General features: G+C 54.4%; 22 protein-coding genes. 3 read left to right on the top strand and 19 right to left on the bottom strand.

Annotated features, from left to right (window positions below; all coding sequences use genetic code 11):
- Nucleotides 1-297: 297 nt before the first annotated feature.
- From xseB to ACKGJP_RS15060, 18 genes are all read right to left on the bottom strand, one after another.
- Complete coding sequence (gene xseB / locus ACKGJP_RS15145; protein ID WP_409346451.1) at nt 298-546, bottom strand: exodeoxyribonuclease VII small subunit; 249 nt, start codon at nt 544-546, stop codon at nt 298-300.
- Nucleotides 543-1,895 (bottom strand): exodeoxyribonuclease VII large subunit, encoded by a 1,353-nt coding sequence (gene xseA, locus ACKGJP_RS15140; RefSeq protein WP_409346450.1) that lies wholly within the window; start codon nt 1,893-1,895, stop codon nt 543-545. The genes xseB and xseA overlap by 4 nt, the downstream gene beginning before the upstream one ends.
- Nucleotides 1,896-1,908: 13 nt before the next feature.
- On the bottom strand, nt 1,909-2,796 hold the full coding sequence (gene folD / locus ACKGJP_RS15135) for a bifunctional methylenetetrahydrofolate dehydrogenase/methenyltetrahydrofolate cyclohydrolase FolD (RefSeq protein ID WP_409346449.1): 888 nt from the start codon (nt 2,794-2,796) through the stop codon (nt 1,909-1,911).
- Nucleotides 2,797-2,860: 64 nt separating this feature from the next.
- Nucleotides 2,861-3,310 carry a transcription antitermination factor NusB gene (gene nusB, locus ACKGJP_RS15130; protein ID WP_409346448.1) on the bottom strand — a complete coding sequence of 150 codons (450 nt, stop codon included), beginning with the start codon at nt 3,308-3,310 and terminating at the stop codon, nt 2,861-2,863.
- 206 nt (nt 3,311-3,516) lie between these two features.
- Nucleotides 3,517-3,744: a DUF2273 domain-containing protein gene (locus ACKGJP_RS15125; RefSeq protein WP_409346447.1), complete on the bottom strand. Its 228-nt coding sequence runs from the start codon at nt 3,742-3,744 to the stop codon at nt 3,517-3,519.
- A 15-nt stretch (nt 3,745-3,759) separates the two neighbouring features.
- A complete protein-coding gene (amaP, locus tag ACKGJP_RS15120) occupies nt 3,760-4,320 on the bottom strand; it encodes an alkaline shock response membrane anchor protein AmaP (protein WP_409346446.1) in 561 nt (186 codons plus the stop codon).
- A 90-nt stretch (nt 4,321-4,410) separates the two neighbouring features.
- Nucleotides 4,411-4,821: an Asp23/Gls24 family envelope stress response protein gene (locus tag ACKGJP_RS15115; protein WP_409346445.1), complete on the bottom strand. Its 411-nt coding sequence runs from the start codon at nt 4,819-4,821 to the stop codon at nt 4,411-4,413.
- Nucleotides 4,822-4,919: 98 nt separating this feature from the next.
- Nucleotides 4,920-6,278 carry an acetyl-CoA carboxylase biotin carboxylase subunit gene (gene accC, locus ACKGJP_RS15110; RefSeq protein WP_409346444.1) on the bottom strand — a complete coding sequence of 453 codons (1,359 nt, stop codon included), beginning with the start codon at nt 6,276-6,278 and terminating at the stop codon, nt 4,920-4,922.
- A 182-nt stretch (nt 6,279-6,460) separates the two neighbouring features.
- A complete protein-coding gene (accB, locus tag ACKGJP_RS15105) occupies nt 6,461-6,952 on the bottom strand; it encodes an acetyl-CoA carboxylase biotin carboxyl carrier protein (RefSeq protein WP_409346443.1) in 492 nt (163 codons plus the stop codon).
- Between the two features lie 163 nt (nt 6,953-7,115).
- Nucleotides 7,116-7,886 (bottom strand): SpoIIIAH-like family protein, encoded by a 771-nt coding sequence (locus ACKGJP_RS15100; RefSeq protein ID WP_409346442.1) that lies wholly within the window; start codon nt 7,884-7,886, stop codon nt 7,116-7,118.
- Nucleotides 7,887-7,923: 37 nt separating this feature from the next.
- On the bottom strand, nt 7,924-8,556 hold the full coding sequence (gene spoIIIAG, locus ACKGJP_RS15095) for a stage III sporulation protein AG (RefSeq protein WP_409346441.1): 633 nt from the start codon (nt 8,554-8,556) through the stop codon (nt 7,924-7,926).
- Between the two features lie 83 nt (nt 8,557-8,639).
- Nucleotides 8,640-9,347, bottom strand: coding sequence for a stage III sporulation protein AF (gene spoIIIAF, locus ACKGJP_RS15090; protein ID WP_409346440.1), 708 nt, complete (start codon nt 9,345-9,347; stop codon nt 8,640-8,642).
- Nucleotides 9,348-9,424: 77 nt separating this feature from the next.
- On the bottom strand, nt 9,425-10,573 hold the full coding sequence (gene spoIIIAE, locus ACKGJP_RS15085) for a stage III sporulation protein AE (RefSeq protein ID WP_409347170.1): 1,149 nt from the start codon (nt 10,571-10,573) through the stop codon (nt 9,425-9,427).
- A 141-nt stretch (nt 10,574-10,714) separates the two neighbouring features.
- On the bottom strand, nt 10,715-11,104 hold the full coding sequence (spoIIIAD, locus tag ACKGJP_RS15080) for a stage III sporulation protein AD (RefSeq protein WP_409346439.1): 390 nt from the start codon (nt 11,102-11,104) through the stop codon (nt 10,715-10,717).
- An 87-nt stretch (nt 11,105-11,191) separates the two neighbouring features.
- Nucleotides 11,192-11,395, bottom strand: a complete 204-nt coding sequence (spoIIIAC, locus tag ACKGJP_RS15075) for a stage III sporulation protein AC (RefSeq protein WP_113033851.1) — start codon at nt 11,393-11,395, stop codon at nt 11,192-11,194.
- Between the two features lie 64 nt (nt 11,396-11,459).
- Entirely contained in the window at nt 11,460-11,978 is a 519-nt protein-coding gene (gene spoIIIAB / locus ACKGJP_RS15070) for a stage III sporulation protein SpoIIIAB (RefSeq protein ID WP_409346438.1), read from the bottom strand.
- Nucleotides 11,966-12,979, bottom strand: coding sequence for a stage III sporulation protein AA (gene spoIIIAA, locus ACKGJP_RS15065; RefSeq protein WP_409346437.1), 1,014 nt, complete (start codon nt 12,977-12,979; stop codon nt 11,966-11,968). The genes spoIIIAB and spoIIIAA overlap by 13 nt, the downstream gene beginning before the upstream one ends.
- 86 nt (nt 12,980-13,065) lie before the next feature.
- Complete coding sequence (locus tag ACKGJP_RS15060; protein ID WP_409346436.1) at nt 13,066-13,332, bottom strand: YqhV family protein; 267 nt, start codon at nt 13,330-13,332, stop codon at nt 13,066-13,068.
- Nucleotides 13,333-13,510: 178 nt separating this feature from the next.
- On the opposite strand from ACKGJP_RS15060, the gene ACKGJP_RS15055 reads away from it, so the two are divergent.
- From ACKGJP_RS15055 to ACKGJP_RS15045, 3 genes are all read left to right on the top strand, one after another.
- Nucleotides 13,511-14,353, top strand: coding sequence for a phosphosulfolactate synthase (locus ACKGJP_RS15055; protein ID WP_409346435.1), 843 nt, complete (start codon nt 13,511-13,513; stop codon nt 14,351-14,353).
- Between the two features lie 96 nt (nt 14,354-14,449).
- Nucleotides 14,450-15,181: a 2-phosphosulfolactate phosphatase gene (locus ACKGJP_RS15050; RefSeq protein WP_409346434.1), complete on the top strand. Its 732-nt coding sequence runs from the start codon at nt 14,450-14,452 to the stop codon at nt 15,179-15,181.
- Nucleotides 15,182-15,237: 56 nt separating this feature from the next.
- Entirely contained in the window at nt 15,238-15,702 is a 465-nt protein-coding gene (locus ACKGJP_RS15045) for a DUF441 domain-containing protein (protein WP_409346433.1), read from the top strand.
- Nucleotides 15,703-15,777: 75 nt separating this feature from the next.
- Here ACKGJP_RS15045 and ACKGJP_RS15040 read toward each other — a convergent pair whose 3' ends face one another.
- Entirely contained in the window at nt 15,778-17,040 is a 1,263-nt protein-coding gene (locus ACKGJP_RS15040; protein ID WP_409346432.1) for an aspartate kinase, read from the bottom strand.
- Nucleotides 17,041-17,071: the final 31 nt, after the last annotated feature.

Here is a 17,071-nt window from a genome sequence, read left to right as displayed (position 1 = left end):
ATGTCCTGCGTTATAACAATCCAATGAATTACGGACTTCGTTAACCGATAAACGGCTTCGCTGCTGCAAGTAACGACAGTCGCAAGAACGATTATACAGGATTTTCGAGCTCGCGGCGAACCTGTTGTTCGAAATTCCTAATTTACGAATTCAAGCCTCACAGGTGCAACTAGGATAAACGCCATTCGGCGTCTTTGAGGCCAGACGTTACCGAGAAATCGAACAATCAGCGGAGCTTATACTTTCTGAGATTTGCGAAAAAATGCCGTATCACCCATCGTGATACGGCATTGTTCGTTATTCCTGTCCCGTGCCTTCCGCAAGAAAAGGCTTTTTCTTCAGCGCACCGTTCTCTTCGACGAGCATTTCGATTTTGCGTTCGACCTGCTCCAGCTTCTGGCCGCACAATTGGGACAACGTCATCCCCTCTTGAAAAAGACCGATCGCTTGTTCCAACGGCACGTCCCCGTTTTCCAAACGGAGTACGATTTCCTCCAGCTTCTCCATTGCTTCCTCGAAAGTGAGCTTCGCCTCTTCTTGTATCATCCGTTTTTCTCCTCCATGGACCAAACCTGACAACCCGCTATCCCGTCGGACAACCTGATTTTCACGACATCCCCGAGCTGCAGCTGCTTTACGGAGCGGATCAGCCGTTTCTCCTTGTCGTCATAGACGAGACCATAACCGCGCTGCATGACTTTGAGCGGGCTTAGTGCATCCAGTTGTCTAAGCTGACCGCCATAACGCGATTTCGCTTCTTTAAGGACGTTTTGCATCGCCAATTGGAGCCTCCGGCGCGCTGCCGTTTCTTTCTCGCGTGCGGCGACGACCTGATTGGCCGGGTTAAAGCCCGAGAGACGCTGTTCGAGCCGCATCTTCCTCTGATCGGCTTGCCCAAGCTTGGCTTGCATTCGAAAATGCAGCTGCTCGTTCAAACGGTCCAGACGCTCCGCCGGCTGCCTCAGCTGCTTGCGCGGCTGCTGCAAAGCAGTCGAACGGTTCAATCTGGCAAGATGCTCGCGGCTCGATTGCACCAACTTCATGAGACCGCCATGCAGACGCTGCGAATAATGATGAAGCTCCTGCTTCAGCTCCAGGTGATGCGGCACGGCCAATTCGGCCGCTGCCGTAGGCGTAGCCGCACGCAAATCCGCGACGAAATCGGCAATCGTAAAATCCGTTTCATGTCCGACCGCAGAAATAATGGGGATGACCGATTGATAAATGCATCTAGCAACGATTTCTTCGTTAAACGCCCAAAGCTCTTCCAGCGATCCGCCGCCGCGGCCGACGATCAGAACGTCTACCTCTTGCCGTTCGTTCATCGTCTGGATTGCCCGCACGATGGAGGGCGCAGCCTGCACACCCTGTACCAAGACGGGATGAAGCAGAATCGGTACGGCCGGATAGCGTCTTTGAAGCGTTGTGATGATATCCCGGACCGCTGCGCCGGTAGGCGAAGTAATGACGCCAATAGCGCGAGGAAAGCGCGGGATCGTCTTCTTGACCAGCGGCGAGAACAGCCCTTCCGCCTCGAGCTTCTTCTTCAGCTGCTCGTAGGCCAAATACAAGCTGCCGATACCGTCCGGCTGCATCTGCGTGACGTAGAATTGGTACTGCCCGTCCCGCTCGTAAACCGAAATGTTCCCCCGAGCGATAACCCGTGTCCCTTCCTTCGGTATGAAGGGCAACCGCTGGTTATAGGAGGCGAACATGATGCATTTGACGCGGCTGTCTTTATCCTTAAGCGTAAAGTACATATGGCCGCTCGAATGATGGGTAAAGTTCGAGATCTCCCCCCGAACCCAAACGTCAGCCAGCACATCGTCGTCTTCAAGCAGACCCTTAATATATCGGTTTAAATCCTTGATCGTTAAAATGCGCGGCTGGCTCATACGTACGGCTCCGCTATTGCTGCGCGGACGCTTGCTGCGGCTCGGCCTGTCCGGCGTGAGCGCGGCGCGCCGCTTCGAGCGTATTTTGCAGGAGCATCGTGATCGTCATCGGACCTACGCAGCCCGGAACGGGCGTAACCGCGCCCGCCACTTCAAGGACGTCATCGAAATCGACGTCTCCGGCAAGCTTGCCGTCCGGCATCCGGTTCATTCCGACATCGATGACGACGGCACCCGGTTTGACATAATTTCGGTTGATCATTTTGCCCCGGCCGATCGCTACGACGAGAATGTCGGCTTGCTTCGCCATTTCTTCCATATTCGCGGTTCTTGAATGACAAACCGTTACCGTGGCGTTCTCGCGCAGCAGCAGCATGGCCATCGGTTTCCCAACGATATTGCTCCGTCCGATGACGACGGCATGCTTGCCGGCAATTTCCACACCCGTACGCTTGAGCACTTCGATAACGCCGGACGGCGTACACGGCAAGAAGCTTTTCTTCCCGATCATCAAATTGCCGACATTGACCGGGTGAAAGCAATCGACATCCTTATGGACGTCAATCGCATCGATGACGGTGTCCTCGTCAATATGCTTCGGCAGAGGCAATTGGACCAGAATGCCGTTGATTTTGGAATCGTTGTTCAATTTGCCGATCAGCTCAAGCAGCTCCTGCTGAGGCGTCTCGGCCGGCAGGCGGTACACCTCCGAATAAATGCCGACTTCATCGCAAGACTTAGCTTTATTGCGCACGTATACGGCGGATGCCGGATCTTCGCCAACGAGCACGACCGCCAGGCCCGGCTGACAGCCCTGTTCCTTAAGCGCGCTGACTTCCGACTTGATCTGTTCGCGGACGGAACCGACGATTTCTTTACCGTTTATGATTGTTGCCGACATAAAGTAATGCCTCCCGCTTTGGAATGATACGTTTCGTTGGACTTAGTGTTCTGCGAATGCGCTTCTATTGCTTGGCCTTGATGGAATCAAGTTCCTTGATCATTTTGCCGAGCACGCCGTTGACGAACTTGCCCGACTCTTCCGTTCCGAAATGCTTCGCAAGCTCGATCGCTTCGTTGACGACGACCTTCGGCGGCACGTCGTTGCGGTAAATCATTTCGTAGGCTGCAAGCCGCAGCACTTCCCGGTCGACCTTGGACAAACGGTCGATTTTCCAGCCCTTCAAATATTCGGCCAGGAGCACGTCGATCGTTTCTTTGTTGTCTTCCGCCCCTTCGACCAGCTCTTGCACATACTGGGGAGAAATTTTATCGTCCCCGGTTTCAAGCTCCGCTTCATTGTCGTTCTCCGCCTCAAAGATCGCCATCGCGATCGCATCCTTCGACGAAACGTCATTCATCTGCATTTGATAAAGACTTTGAAGCGCAATTTCTCTGGCTAGCCTTCGCCTCACCGCAACCACCTCAACCCTAATGTTTAAGCGTCTTTGAACAAGCGCATAAACGATTTCGCCGGCTTTGGGAGACGATTTCGTTTAGCGTCAAAGATTAGCGCCTTGCCTCTTAAAAAAATCCTATGAGCGGCAGCGCTCCAAAAGCGATTCGGAGTATAGGAGCCCCGAAAGTATAGCGCTTTGAGAGTGCGTTGCCTTTCACAGGATTATCTGAACATTCTCCACCGTTCCGTGAGCCACTGCCACAGCTCTTCGATGCCGAGCAGCCGTTCTCCGCGGTCAAGCTTGTTCCCCACATAATACCCGATAAACACGATGAATGCAAAAATCAGCATATCCCAAAAGCCGAAAATCAAGTAAATCAAACCGAAAAAGATGCCGCATGCCGCTCCTATGCATTTGCCCCTGTGCTTTTCCCACAGTTCATTCCACATTGCGAAAGCCCCCCTCTACTCGACTCTGCTTTTGAAGGTAGGCGTCGTTTGGGAAACGTTGGCGACGAACACGGAAACGGACGCGACCGGAATGCCCGTAATCTCTTCGACATGGGATTTGACTGCGCTTTGCATTTCTTCCGTAATCGCCGGGATGGAAGCTTCTCCGTCTACGATCGTTCGGATCGTCATCTCCAAACCGGCGCCGCTTACGCGAACGCGCGCCCGCAGATCCTTCACGCCCCGAGTCCGCGAAGCGGCACGGAGCGCCAGATTTTCGACCGTTTCCATCGATATGCGGATATCTCCGTAATCCGAGCGCTGGTCGATCGACGGCGCCTGCGCTTGTCCCGAGCGCACCGAGATGTAGAACAAGCGGATACCGATCAGCAAGGCAACAATACAAACGGAGATAAACACGACAGCCGTATCGATCTCGAAATAGACGTCCCGCCAAAACCGGCTTGTCCAATCGTAAGGAACGATAGCGAACGCCGAAAGCAGCAGAAAGCATACGGCCACAATAGCGGCGAGGCTGAAAACAAACAATAAAAATCTGTCGATAATTTTAGCCACAATCGTTGTCCCCTTGAAACAAAATGGTTGCTTAACGAGAAACCCCCCTAAGCTAAAGCAGGGGGTTCTCGCCTTGCTTATTAAACTCGGTTACCGTACGCGCTGGGATACGTTCTCTTCATCCACAAGTTTCTCCGCAGCTTTAAAATGAACGTCGTGAATATGAACGTTCACTTCGACCACGCCAAGTCCGGTCATCGATTCGATCGCTTGCTTGACATTGCGCTGGATCGCTCCAGCCACTTCCGGTATACGGTGGCCGTACTCGACGATGATCGATACGTCAACCGCGGCTTCCCGCTGCCCGACCTCGACTTTCACGCCTTTGGACAAGTTTTTGCGTCCGAGCAATTCGGCGATGCCGCCGGCAAAGCCCCCGCTCATTCCCGCAACGCCGTCCACTTCAATAGCTGCAAGACCGGCAATAACCTCGATCACTTCAGGAGCAATTTGAATGTTGCCCATGTCGGTTTTTACGTAATCTGCCGCAATCGAACTCATGAAAGCACCTCCTAGACGGAATTTTGAACAGCTTGTTTAACTAGCTCTTATTTCATAACTATACCATTTGCCTGAAATTATGACAATGAAACCGGCTTCTACGAGTCGGGATCGTTTACGTCATGCTCTTCCAGGAATTTGATATCGAAATCGCCCTTGCGGAATTTATTATGATCCATCAATTTCAAATGGAACGGAATCGTCGTATGCACGCCTTCGACCGCAAATTCGTTCAATGCCCGCTTCATGCGCGAAATCGCTTCGTCCCGCGTGCTGCCCCATACGATCAGCTTCGCGATCATGGAGTCGTAATGCGGCGGAATCGTATAGCCCGGGTAAGCGGCGCTGTCTACGCGAACGCCCAAGCCGCCCGGCGGCAAATAAAATTGGATTTGCCCCGGTGACGGCATAAAGTTACGGGTCGAATCCTCGGCATTGATCCGGCATTCGATGGCCCAGCCGTTGATCGTAACGTCTTCCTGTCTAAAGGAAAGCGGAGCGCCTTCGGCGACGCAAATCATTTCCTTGATCAGGTCGACGCCCGTTATCATTTCCGTTACCGGATGCTCGACCTGGATCCGCGTGTTCATCTCCATGAAATAGAACTCGCCGTCCGGTCCCAACAAAAATTCCAAAGTCCCCGCACCGGAGTAATTCACCGCTTGGGCCGCGCGTACGGCAGCGGCGCCCATCCGGCTGCGGACTTCCGGCGTCAACACCGGGCAAGGCGCTTCTTCGACCAGCTTCTGGCGTCTCCGTTGAACGGAGCAATCGCGTTCGCCCAGATGAGCGACGTTGCCGTGCTTATCGGCGATGATCTGGATTTCCACATGCTTCATGCCGGTCAAATATTTCTCAAGATAAACGCCCGCATTGCCGAAAGCCTTTTCGGCTTCCTGCTGCGCGGTCGTGATTTGCTGGACGAGCTCTTCTTCGTTCTCGGCGATGCGAATGCCTCTGCCGCCGCCACCTGCCGTCGCTTTGATGATAACCGGATAACCGATTTGCCGGGCGATGCGAACGGCATCCTCCAAATCCTCGACCAAGCCGTCGGAGCCTGGAATAACAGGAACGTCGGCATCCTTCATCGTCTGTTTGGCTACCGATTTGTCGCCCATTTTGCTGATCGCTTCAGGGGACGGTCCGATGAACGTAATGTTGCAACGTTCGCAAATTTCAGCGAAGTCGGCGTTCTCGGCGAGAAAGCCGTAGCCGGGATGAATGGCGTCCGCTTCGGTCAATGTCGCGACGCTCATCAGGTTGGTCAGGTTCAGATAACTGTCCTTGGAAAGAGTCGGCCCGATGCAATAAGCTTCGTCGGCCAGCTTCACGTGAAGAGCTTCCCGGTCGGCCTCCGAATAAACGGCCACGGAATAGATGCCCATTTCACGGCATGCCCTTATGATACGAACGGCAATTTCGCCGCGGTTCGCGATCAATATTTTTTGAAACTTCAAGTTCATTTCCTCCTAAACGCTCAGGCGCTCTTATTTCCATAACGGTGAAACGGCTTCACCGTTACCGAACGTGTAATCACGTATACGGCGAAGGCTCGCGTTCGCGGCATCCTGCGATGATAGCTATTGAATAAACTTATGCGCTCTGCCCCGAACAAACGGCCTTCCGGTTCGCGAATACGCTACACTTTTACGAGGAACAACGGTTGGCCGTATTCGACCAGCTGCCCGTTCTCGACGAGCACTTCGACGATCTCGCCCTTGACTTCCGCTTCGAGCGGGTTCATCAGCTTCATCGCTTCCACGATGCAGACGACCGTCTTCTCGTTCACCGAGCTGCCGACCGATACGAACGGAGCCGCGTCAGGCGACGGCGCTTGATAGAACGTGCCGACCATCGGGGAAACGATTTTGTGCAGGTTGCTGTCGACGGCTTTGGCTTGCGCTTCGACCGGTGCCGCAGGTACGGCGGATCCGGCTTGCGGCAGCCCGGCCGGCTGTTGAATGACCGGAGCGTATGTATGATGCGCCGGAGCCGATGCTACGATCACGGATTCGGTTTTATTCGGTTTGCGGATTAACAGGCGGGCGCCTTCGCTTTCAATTTCCACTTCTTGTAAGGAAGATTGATCGACAAGCTTGATCAACTCTTTGATTTCGCTCAATTTGAACATGAGTCGGTTCACTCCTTCTCGGTTTGTGAAGCTGCCGGCAGGGCGGCTTGTCCAGCAAGCCGCACCACAGCGACGTTAGATATTATATCACAAACCAATGAAATGGAAAGAGCCCAGATTATCCGGACTCTTTCGCGAACCATTCATTTGGGTGACGATGGAGTTATTGAGCGATCGTTTGAACGATTACTTTCTCCGGGCCAACGTTTAATTCGTTCATAACGAGCGTTACGATGCTGGCGCCTTCGCTCTTCTCAATCTTTGCGGCTTGCACGACGACTTTCCATTTTTCATTGTCTTGCGTAACCACGACGTTATCGTAGTTTTTGCCGAGCGTTTCCTCGATGTTGGTCAGCTTCAGCTCCCGTTGCTCCGCCGCATTGTATTTGTTCGTCGCATCGGTCACTTCATCCTTGCTCTTTTTCGGATCGGTCATGACGGTAATGAGGCTCTCGAGATTTTTTTTGAAGTCCTCGTTGCGCTTCATTTGCTCCGTAATAATAAATTCTTGGCCGGACTTGCCTTGCGTTTGAATTTGCTGAATGACTTGTTCGTCGGTTTTGGCCGTCGTATTTTGCTTCGTGCCGGACTTGGCATCGGTTGCGGTAGATTTGGAGTCGGTTGCGGAAGATTTGGCGTCGACCGATTTCGCGTCGCCTGTTTTGGAATCCGTAGCTTTGGTGCCCGTAGCGGCTGTGCCGGACGATTTTGCCGCATCCGTGCCGTCTGTTGCTGCCGGAGTAGTTTTGCCAGCCGCTTTAGCGGCATCGCCCGGCGTCGTTTCATTCAAGCCGACTTTAATGTCCTGCGTCTTCAGATCGCCGGTTGCCAAATCTTTTTTGTTCGGGTCTTCGGTAAACAAGTAGTACGCGGACAGGACGACCATCAGGCTCAGCATGGAGACCAACCAAATTGTTTGACGTTTCGAGTTCATTGTTTACTTCCTCCTTATATTTGGGAATGAATTTGTTTTACTGCTTGCGCGGTACGATCGAAATTCGGTGCGGCGGAACGTCCAGCCCCCGCTCGACGGCATCGGATATGAGCTTTTTGACCGTTACGTTTTCTGCTCCTTTGGCGACGATGAGAACCCCCCTTATTTTCGGTTTGATATATTTTTGGACGAGCGGAGCCTGGTTGCCCGAGCTGGAATACATGACGGTATCTCCGCTGCGTGTGACATCCGTAATGTTGCGCGTCGCGCCGTTTACGTCTTTTTCGCTCGTTACCTGCTGCGTATCCCGCAAGTTTTTCTCGACCGCGACTTCCTCCGTCGAATCGACCGTAACGAGCACCTCGACATCCCCGACACCTACGATTTGCTGCAAAATATCGCGAAGCTGCGACTCGTACGCTTGCTCGTATTCCTTAAAAGCCGTGGCTTCCTTACTCGTTTGGGCCGCAAGCGTTTGCTGCGTATCGTTAGGAGGCGATGCCCTTCCTACGCCGAGGGAATCGACCTCCTTCATGGCAAAGGAGCTGAACAGCATGAGCGCTGCGCCGATCAAGCCGATCAGCAGCAGCCAGCGAAACGTCTTCACCCGTTTCGTTCCCCCGGGACCGCCGCCCAGCCACTCCTCCAACTGCGCCATCCATTTCGCCACCGGCATACCCTCCCAACTTGATCGTCGCTTGCGTCGCTTGCGTTTCTATTCCTATTCCCGTCGCTATAGCCAACTTTTCGGCCCTATTTGGCTGCGGCGCCTGCCGTAACCGAAATGCGCTCAGGTGCGAGCTGCCAAGCGGACTGTATGTATTCGCTCACCGCGCGCCTCGTCGATTCGCTCACCCCGGTGCCGGAAGCAGGCTGTTGCTGAGCTTGTGCGGGTACCGTCCTACCCTTCGGCTCAATCCGGATTTCAACCGGCTTAACCGGTTCGATTCCGGTTCCGCTGCGTTCGCCGTTCTTGGGGCTCGACTGCCCGAGCGTCACGCGAACGGATTCGAGGGATGCCTTGCCCCGTTCGTCTACCTTGACTGTCGCCTGAACCGAATCGACGGAGGTGCCTTGGCTGCCTTCTATCCCCTCTTTGATCCCTTCCGCCAGCTGCGCCTCCACCAGCCGTCTCGCTTGCTCGATATTGGCGTTCTGCAGCTTGGCTCCGTCTTTCTTGACGGTGTCTACCGGTTTCATCCCGTTTGCGCCTGCCCCCGTAGATCCCGAAACCGCCGCCGATTCCAGCTGCCAGGCGTCCGCCGCCGAAAGCAGCTTGCCGGCATCGAGCCCTCGTTGAAACAACTCGAGTATCGGCGATAAAATCGTCAGCAGCAGAAACAGTCCGATGACGGTTCGCGCATACCTCTGCATGTTGTTGTTCGGTAACAGAAGTTCGGCGAAAGCGGCCAGCATGATGATCAGAATAAGCTCCTTCAGCCATCCTCCCAACCAGTCCACCTTCGTCCGCCTCCCAGCTTGCGTTTCTTCGCTTTTCGTAGTACGGGCACTGCGCTGCCAGCGCCTGTCTCGTCCTTTTACCGCATCATGACCGATACGTTGCCGACCGTTATCATAATGGTGATCGCCAGGAAAAACATGAATCCGACGGCGGCTAGAGAAGCGAAAACGTACATCATGTTTTTGCCGATCGTTTGCAGGCATCCCCCGATCGGGCTGTCGCCAAGAGGCTGCAGCACCGCCGCCGACACGTTGTAAATGATGGCAAGCGACAATATTTTAAGCGCGGGGAAGGCGCACAATAAAATGATGACGACTACCCCTGCAAGTCCTACCGCGTTCTTAACCAGCAGCGACGCTCCGACGACCGTCTCCGACGCGTCCGAGAACATCCGTCCGACAACCGGCACGAAATTGCCCGCTACGTACTTGGCCGTCCGGATCGCTACGCCGTCCGTTACCGCTCCCGTCGTTCCCTGAACAGAGATGATTCCGAGGAACACCGTTACGCAAAACCCGAGCAGCCCTACCGCTACGGTCCGCAGCATGTTCGCCAGCCTTGTGACTTTGTATTTGTCCGACAGCGTGCTGACGATGTGAAGCATCGTGGAGAAGAACAGCAGCGGGAAAACGACCGTGTAGATCAGCGTTCCGACCGTATGCACCATGAACACGATAAGCGGATGCATCACCGCTACGGTCGTCATGTTTCCCATCGAAGCGAGCATCGTCAGTAGCAGCGGCACGACGGCAACCATGAATTGAATCATCCCGCCGATCGCGGATTTGGCGTAACCGATCGCCACCGTAAAGCTGTTGATGGCGAGCACGATCAGCACCATGTAAATGATCGCGTAGGCGACCTTGCTGACGGCCTTTTTCTCGAATGCGCTTTGAACGGTTTCCAGAATCATGCTGAATACGGTCAGCAGGACGATCGTCCCGAGCAGTCTTCCGTTAACGAGCACCTCGTGGAACAGAAAGCGCATCAGCCCGTTCGCAATCGATTTGAGGCTGAACCCTCCGCCCGGTGTAAGCATTTCCTTGAAGGAAGGGACGCTGCCGGACGGGAAAAATCCGCCGTAATCGCTGATCAGCTTGTTCCAATAAGCCTCGACTTGATCGGTAGGCAGCCGCTGAGCCTGTTCGCCGACCATACTGTCGATCGGTCCTGCCGCATATACGCCTGCGACCCAGCCGACCAGCAGGACGGCGAGCGCCGTCATGATGAAGGCCGCCCGAAACGGCAATCGGAAGGTTGTTGACGGCCCTCTAATTCTCGCAAGTAAGGCCGGCTGATGCTTGGGCTGATGCATGACGGTTCAACTCCTCTGACACGACTTCTGGTACGATAATGGGTGCGGCGTCTAGGCGGGCATCAGCTTTACAACCGTTTCAACGATGATTTTAATGATCGGGATGGCCATGACCATGATCAAAATTTTGCCGGAAAGCTCAATCTTGGACGCGATCGCCTCTTGCCCGGCATCCCGTACGATTTGTGCGCCGAATTCGGCGATATAGGCTATTCCGATTATTTTCAAGATCGTTTTGAGAAACACCATATCGATATGCGACTTAACGGCCAGCTCCTCCAGCACGCGGATGACGGCCCCGATTTTACCAAGCAGAAACAGCAGGATGATGGCGCCCGTAAAAGCGGTCAGCAGAAACGCGAACATCGGTTTCTGTTCCTTCAGCACGAGCGCAAGCACGGTTGCCAGCAGGCCGAGCCCCACGATTTGGATGATGTCCATTGTTTATTCCCTCCACGTTTTGCTGCTGCAAAACGACTTCGGAAGCATAAGCTTCGTTTTGCGGCGCAAAACGAGTTTGGATGCTTGCTACTGGAATAAGAAGATCGTTTTGATTTCGCGGAACAGCTCGTTCAACATGCTGACGACCATAAACAGCACGACGACAAATCCGATTACCGTTACCCAATGCGCCATATCTTCCTTGCCCATTTGCTTCAACACGGAATGAATCATGGCGATGATAATGCCTATACCCGCGATTTGAAAAATGGCGTTCACATCTACATTCATTGCCGGCACCTCACAACTAGCGGTTAGAGGAAAGCGATCGGCCGCCGTCTTCGGCCGCGGTGCTTTAGTACATCAAGATGACCACAAGCGCTCCGGTCAACACGCCGAGACTTTTCCACATGGTTTCGTAGCGTTTTTGCTCTTCGCGAGCCGTCTCTTCCTCTGCCTGCAAATGGCTGACTGCTAGACGCAGATGCTTGATCTGGTCTTCGCGGTCGGACACACCAAGCGTGCTGCCCAGCTGCTGCATCACTTCCAGCTCGCCGGCTTTCATGGCCGTAAACGGCCAGCCCTCCGCTATCGCTTCCTTCCAGCTGTCCGCAGCCGGACGGCCGTCGGGATCGCGCATTCGGGAAGCCGCCTTCGTAAACATGGCTGCGAGCGGAGCGGATAGCGGCTTTGCCGCCGTGCCGAGCGCGTCCGGCAGAGGCATGAACCCGTACCCGATTTCGGTTTCCAGCCGCTTGAGCGCTTGTACCAGCTGACGAATCTGCTTCGGTCGTCTGGCAAACAATCCCGCCTGGTAAAAACCGAGCATCGTGCCGGCAAACAGGATGCACGCGGCGCCGATTAGTTTGAACAAGCTCCCTTCACCTCCCGCGCAAGCCGAGGGGCGGCGGAGCCTGCGATCGTATGGCCCTCGCCGTCGTAGATCGCAGCGATTGCGGGAACCCCTTCCTTTTTGGCCAAGCAAACCACTCTAGCGAACAGACCGTCAGCAAGCAGCTCTCGAAGCACCGGGCGCTTACGGACATCGCCGTAATCGAAGCCGTGGGCGCTGGCGATGACCCGGATACCCGCATGAAGCGCCTCGCGAACGGAAGCCGCATCTTCTGGCCGGCCAATCTCGTCCACAATGAGCACATCGGGCGACATGGAACGAATCATCATCATCATCCCTTCCGCTTTCGGACAGCCGTCAAGCACATCGGTGCGGGGACCGACGTCGAAGCGGGGCACGCCGCGTATGCAGGCGGCTAGCTCCGACCGTTCGTCGACGATTCCCACCTTCAAACCGCCGGCAGTGCGGTTCGGCCATTCGCCTGCACTCAGCAGTCTGGCCAGATCGCGGATAAGCGTCGTTTTGCCGTGCTGCGGGGGCGACACGACCAGCGTATGATGCACCGATATGCCGAATCCCGTATCGTCGGCTAGATGCTGCAGCACATTCAGTCCGCAGCCCCGTATTTCCCTCGCCACACGGATATTGAAGCCGGTTATGTCGCGGATCAGCTTGACGGCGCCATGCTCGAGGACCGTTTTGCCGGCCAAACCTACTCGATGTCCGCCCGCTATGGTGATATAGCCGCGCCTTAGCTCCTCCTCGAATGTGTAAAGCGAATGATTCGTCAACAGATCGAGGAGTGTCGCGCAAACCTCGCGATCGGGACGATACCCTCTCGCAGCGTCCTGCGTCAGCAGACTTTGTTCCGTCAAGAACGCATAGCGGCCGCGGCTAACGATTTCGAGCGGACGGTTTTCGCGGATCCGTATTTCTTCCAGTTCCCGCTGCACCTGCTCCGGCATGTGCCGCAGCATTCGCAGAAGCACCGGGGGCATGACGGCCCAAACCGATTCCAGCATGATCGCCGCCTCCAAGTTGTCCAGTCTATCATTATCTATATGCTTGACCTTATAGAATATGACTTGTCTTCAGACGAGGAACGCGCTCACTTTTTGAGAATTCCGATAAAAATGCAGCTCAGACCGGCAAATATCCACACGATTTTGCCGACCGACAGCTTATCCGCCATTCCGACAAGCCCGATCGTCGTCGTCGCCAGCAATACGATCGGTCCGACAAATGCAAGCGAAGAGTTGACGATCAGCGCTTTGTCGACCTGATTGATCCGCAGCATGATGATTGCGGCGATAATCTCCAGGCTGCCGGAAAACATGCGGATCATCGCCATGCTGAGCACGAATTTGTTCAGCACCGCGGCACCTCCCTCCTAAAATAGCAATCTTGTCCTACCATTACCTTATGCTTGCTTGTCTATCGATAGAAGCAGTTGTTTTGCTAATGTTACATGCTTTCATGGGCACATCCCCTTTTCCGCCGCATATGATGCTCAAAGAAACGAACAATTTTGCGTATGGTGAGGAGATTACAACATGGAAGGAACCCCCCGCGCTTGGCACCCGGCGCTCGCCGATCCGTCCGGCAGAAGGCAAGCCAAACCTCGTCGCAGCGGCAAAACGATGGTCATTGACAAAGGCCTAGGGCTCAGCGCGTTTAAAGACTTATTGGAAACGTCGGCCGCGCATATCGATATGATCAAAATCGGCTTCGGCACGTCGCCCTTATATCCGCAGACACTGCTCAAACGCAAAATCGAGCTCGCCAAGCAATACGACATCTGCATGTTTCCCGGAGGTACTTTTTTGGAAGTCGCGGTTGCGAAAGAGGCGATCGATGCTTATTTCAAAGGCATAACGGAGCTTGGCTTTGACGGCGTGGAAGTATCGGACGGTACCATCGAGCTGCCGCGGGATGTAAGGAGCAGGCTGATTGCTCAAGGAATAGAGGCCGGCCTCACGGTTTACACCGAATATGGTAAAAAATGCTGGGGGTCGACGATCGAAACCGAGGAGCTTATTCGCACGGTAAGGACTGACGTGCACCTTGGTGCCGAGTTGGTTACGATCGAGGGCAGGGAATCGGGAGCCGGAGTCGGCATTTTCGACGCCAACGGAGAGTGCCGGGATGACCAAATCCACGCCGTGCTTGACCGGATCGACAACCCGGGTCTGCTGCTTTGGGAAGCGCCGCAAAAGTCGCAGCAGGTTCACCTGCTGAATTTGCTTGGACCCGATATCAACATCGGCAATGTCGCGCCTCAGGATATCATGTCTCTGGAGGCGCTGCGCAGAGGATTAAGATCGGATACGTTCGATTTGATTCCCGGATACAAACCCCGTTCCGGCATGGTCTATGAGCTGACTTTTGAAATATAAATTAGAGGTAGGTTCATACCGCTGCCATGGAAGCACAAAAGTCCGCGGCAGGGCTGCCCGGAGCAGCACTACCGCGGACGATCAAGGAGGAAAAGCATGCAAATCGATGTCATTTCCTGCGTGAATGAAGCCCGTTCCGACGATTTTGTCGGCAAAACGGCGCTTGTTATCGATGTTCTGCGGGCAACGAGCAATATGGTAACCGGTTTGAGCGCCGGCTGCCGAGCAATCGTCCCCGTCGAAACCGTTCAGCAGGCCAAACAATTACACACTCCTGAAGATCTGCTTGGGGGGGAACGCTCCTGCAACAAAATCCCCGGCTTTCATCTAGGCAACTCTCCGTTCGAATACAATCGCGAAGCGGTGGAAGGAAAACGGGTCGTGATGACGACTACAAACGGCACGAGGGCTATCCAAAAGTCGCAGAAGGCCCAGCACGTCCTCGCCTGCTCGCTCTTGAATGCACGAGCCTGCGCGAAAGCAGCTCTCGAAATCGGCAGAGACGTGATTATCGTCTGTGCGGGAACACAGGATCAATTTGCGCTTGAGGATGGAATCGGGGCCGGCGCCGTTGTAAAGGAAATCAGAGGATTGTCCAAAAACGAGCCGCAAGTAAACGACTTCGGTCTCGCGATGGAAAGCTGTTATCGGCAATTCGGGGATTCCTTGCAGGAAACGCTGCAGCAGAGCGCAACCGGCAAGCGGCTAGTCAAGCTAGGCTATGCGAACGACATCGGTTATTGTGCCAGACTGAACGTTTACGAGATCGTTCCTGCGCTTCGGGAAGGCGCGCTCGTCCCGCTTGTGCCCGCCCCCACCTATCGATAGCTTGTTCTAAACGGATCCCCCCCTCATAAACATATAAGGACAAGGGGGACCGGCTTATGAACGGTAATATCATACTCGTCATTCTTATCCTGATCGGATTGATCGGACGGTCAAATATCATTACGACAGCCGCATGCATATTGCTTGTCATCAAGCTTATTAATTTGGAGCGGTTTCTGCCTGCGCTCGAACGGAGAGGACTGGAATTCGGTCTTCTCTTTTTGACGCTCGGCGTGCTTGTCCCGTTCGCCACGGAGCGGATTTCCATGCGCGAAGTGACATCCGTCTTCACGTCATGGCCCGGCATTATCGCACTGGCAGGCGGCGCAATCGCCACTTATATGAACGGCAAAGGCCTCGAGCTGCTAAAAATAGACCCACAATTAATTGTGGGTCTGGTGATCGGTTCCATATTCGGTATCATTTTCATGCGCGGCATCCCTGTCGGACCCCTGATGGCCGCAGGCATTACCGCACTCCTGATGAAAATCGTTCAATTCATCTGGAACAAATTTGTATGAACGCATCGGTTTCGGGACTCGCAAAGGATCTCGGAGAATGCTTCTAGGCATCCTTCGCTTTGCGGCGATTAACATCTACCGGCGGTCGGCAGGTCCGCCTACGAAAGCTTGCTCGCTCGCGTCGAGCCCGTAAGCGGTGTGCAGCGCTTGAACGACATCGTTCAGCTGCGGCTTCTCGATTACGCAGGATACTTTAATTTCGGATGTGCTGACCATCTTGATGTTGACGCCCTTGGAAGAAATGACTTCGAACATTTTGGCGGCTACGCCCGGGTTGCTGACCATACCCGCTCCAACGATGGATACTTTCACCAGATCGGCTTCGTGAGAAAGATCGCGGTAGCCGATCTCTTCTTTGATGGCTTCCAATACGCCTGTCGCTTTGCCGACATTATCCGAAGCGGTCGAAATCGTAAACGAAACGTCGGCGAGCTGCTCGCCGATGCCGCTTTGCACGATAATGTCGACATCGATATTTTGCTCCGCGAGGGCGGAGAACACTTTTGCCAATTGCCCAGGCTTGTGCGGCACTCCCAAAATGCTGATTCGGGCCACATTTTTATCAAAAGCGATGCCGCGAACGACAACACCTTGCTCCATGACTGCTTCCTCCTTGACGGTTGTTCCTTCGTTATGGGTAAAGCTGGATCTGACGACCAGCTGAACTTGATAATGCTTAGCATATTCTACGGCGCGCGGGTGCAAAACGGCTGCGCCGAGGTGAGCCAGTTCGAGCATTTCGTCGTATGAAATCGCTTGAAGCTTGCGCGCAACCTTCACAACGCGCGGGTCGGTCGAATATACGCCGTCCACGTCGGTGTAAATCTCGCACAAATCAGCCTTTATCGCTGCGGCAAGCGCTACCGCCGTCGTATCGGAGCCTCCGCGGCCAAGCGTCGTAATGTCTCCCGCCTCGGACAAGCCTTGAAAGCCCGCAACGATGACAACCTTCTCTTCGTCCAGCGCGCTCTGTACGCGTTTGGGATTGATGTCGGATATTCGGGCATTGCGGTGTACCGCTTCGGTTGCGAAGCCCGCCTGCCAGCCCGTATAAGAAACGGCTTGTTCGCCTTCCGCGTGTATCGCCATTGCGAGCAGCGCTACGGATACTTGTTCGCCCGTAGAAAGCAGCATATCCATTTCGCGTGCAGGCGGCGTACCGGGGAATACTTGCTTAGATAAGTCGATCAAATCGTCCGTCGTGTCGCCCATTGCGGAAACGACGACTACGCAGCGGTTGCCTTCGCGTTTGCGTTCGACGATTCGTTTGGCCACGCGTTTCATCCGTTCGGCATCGCCAACGGAGCTGCCGCCAAATTTCATAACGATTAAAGACACAGCTCGTTCACTCCCTACATCTTATCCTAAT

The organism is Paenibacillus litoralis (assembly GCF_046244365.1).
In the GTDB taxonomy this organism is placed as follows: domain Bacteria; phylum Bacillota; class Bacilli; order Paenibacillales; family NBRC-103111; genus Paenibacillus_V.
The sequence above is the reverse complement of the archived record's forward strand: the minus strand, read 5'-3'. Positions and strand labels throughout refer to the sequence as shown.

Excerpts from the sequence above, each read along its gene's own strand:
- xseA (WP_409346450.1), bottom strand. The coding sequence starts at position 1,895 with ATGAGCCAGCCGCGCATTTTAACGATCAAGGATTTAAACCGATATATT.
- folD (WP_409346449.1), bottom strand. The coding sequence starts at position 2,796 with ATGTCGGCAACAATCATAAACGGTAAAGAAATCGTCGGTTCCGTCCGC.
- ACKGJP_RS15055 (WP_409346435.1), top strand. The coding sequence starts at position 13,511 with ATGGAAGGAACCCCCCGCGCTTGGCACCCGGCGCTCGCCGATCCGTCC.
- spoIIIAE (WP_409347170.1), bottom strand. The coding sequence starts at position 10,573 with ATGACGGCGCTCGCCGTCCTGCTGGTCGGCTGGGTCGCAGGCGTATAT.
- accB (WP_409346443.1), bottom strand. The coding sequence starts at position 6,952 with ATGTTCAAATTGAGCGAAATCAAAGAGTTGATCAAGCTTGTCGATCAA.
- spoIIIAA (WP_409346437.1), bottom strand. The coding sequence starts at position 12,979 with ATGCTGGAATCGGTTTGGGCCGTCATGCCCCCGGTGCTTCTGCGAATG.
- ACKGJP_RS15125 (WP_409346447.1), bottom strand. The coding sequence starts at position 3,744 with ATGTGGAATGAACTGTGGGAAAAGCACAGGGGCAAATGCATAGGAGCG.
- spoIIIAD (WP_409346439.1), bottom strand. The coding sequence starts at position 11,104 with ATGGACATCATCCAAATCGTGGGGCTCGGCCTGCTGGCAACCGTGCTT.
- ACKGJP_RS15050 (WP_409346434.1), top strand. The coding sequence starts at position 14,450 with ATGCAAATCGATGTCATTTCCTGCGTGAATGAAGCCCGTTCCGACGAT.
- ACKGJP_RS15100 (WP_409346442.1), bottom strand. The coding sequence starts at position 7,886 with ATGAACTCGAAACGTCAAACAATTTGGTTGGTCTCCATGCTGAGCCTG.
- ACKGJP_RS15115 (WP_409346445.1), bottom strand. The coding sequence starts at position 4,821 with ATGAGTTCGATTGCGGCAGATTACGTAAAAACCGACATGGGCAACATT.
- xseB (WP_409346451.1), bottom strand. The coding sequence starts at position 546 with ATGATACAAGAAGAGGCGAAGCTCACTTTCGAGGAAGCAATGGAGAAG.
- ACKGJP_RS15045 (WP_409346433.1), top strand. The coding sequence starts at position 15,238 with ATGAACGGTAATATCATACTCGTCATTCTTATCCTGATCGGATTGATC.
- spoIIIAC (WP_113033851.1), bottom strand. The coding sequence starts at position 11,395 with ATGAATGTAGATGTGAACGCCATTTTTCAAATCGCGGGTATAGGCATT.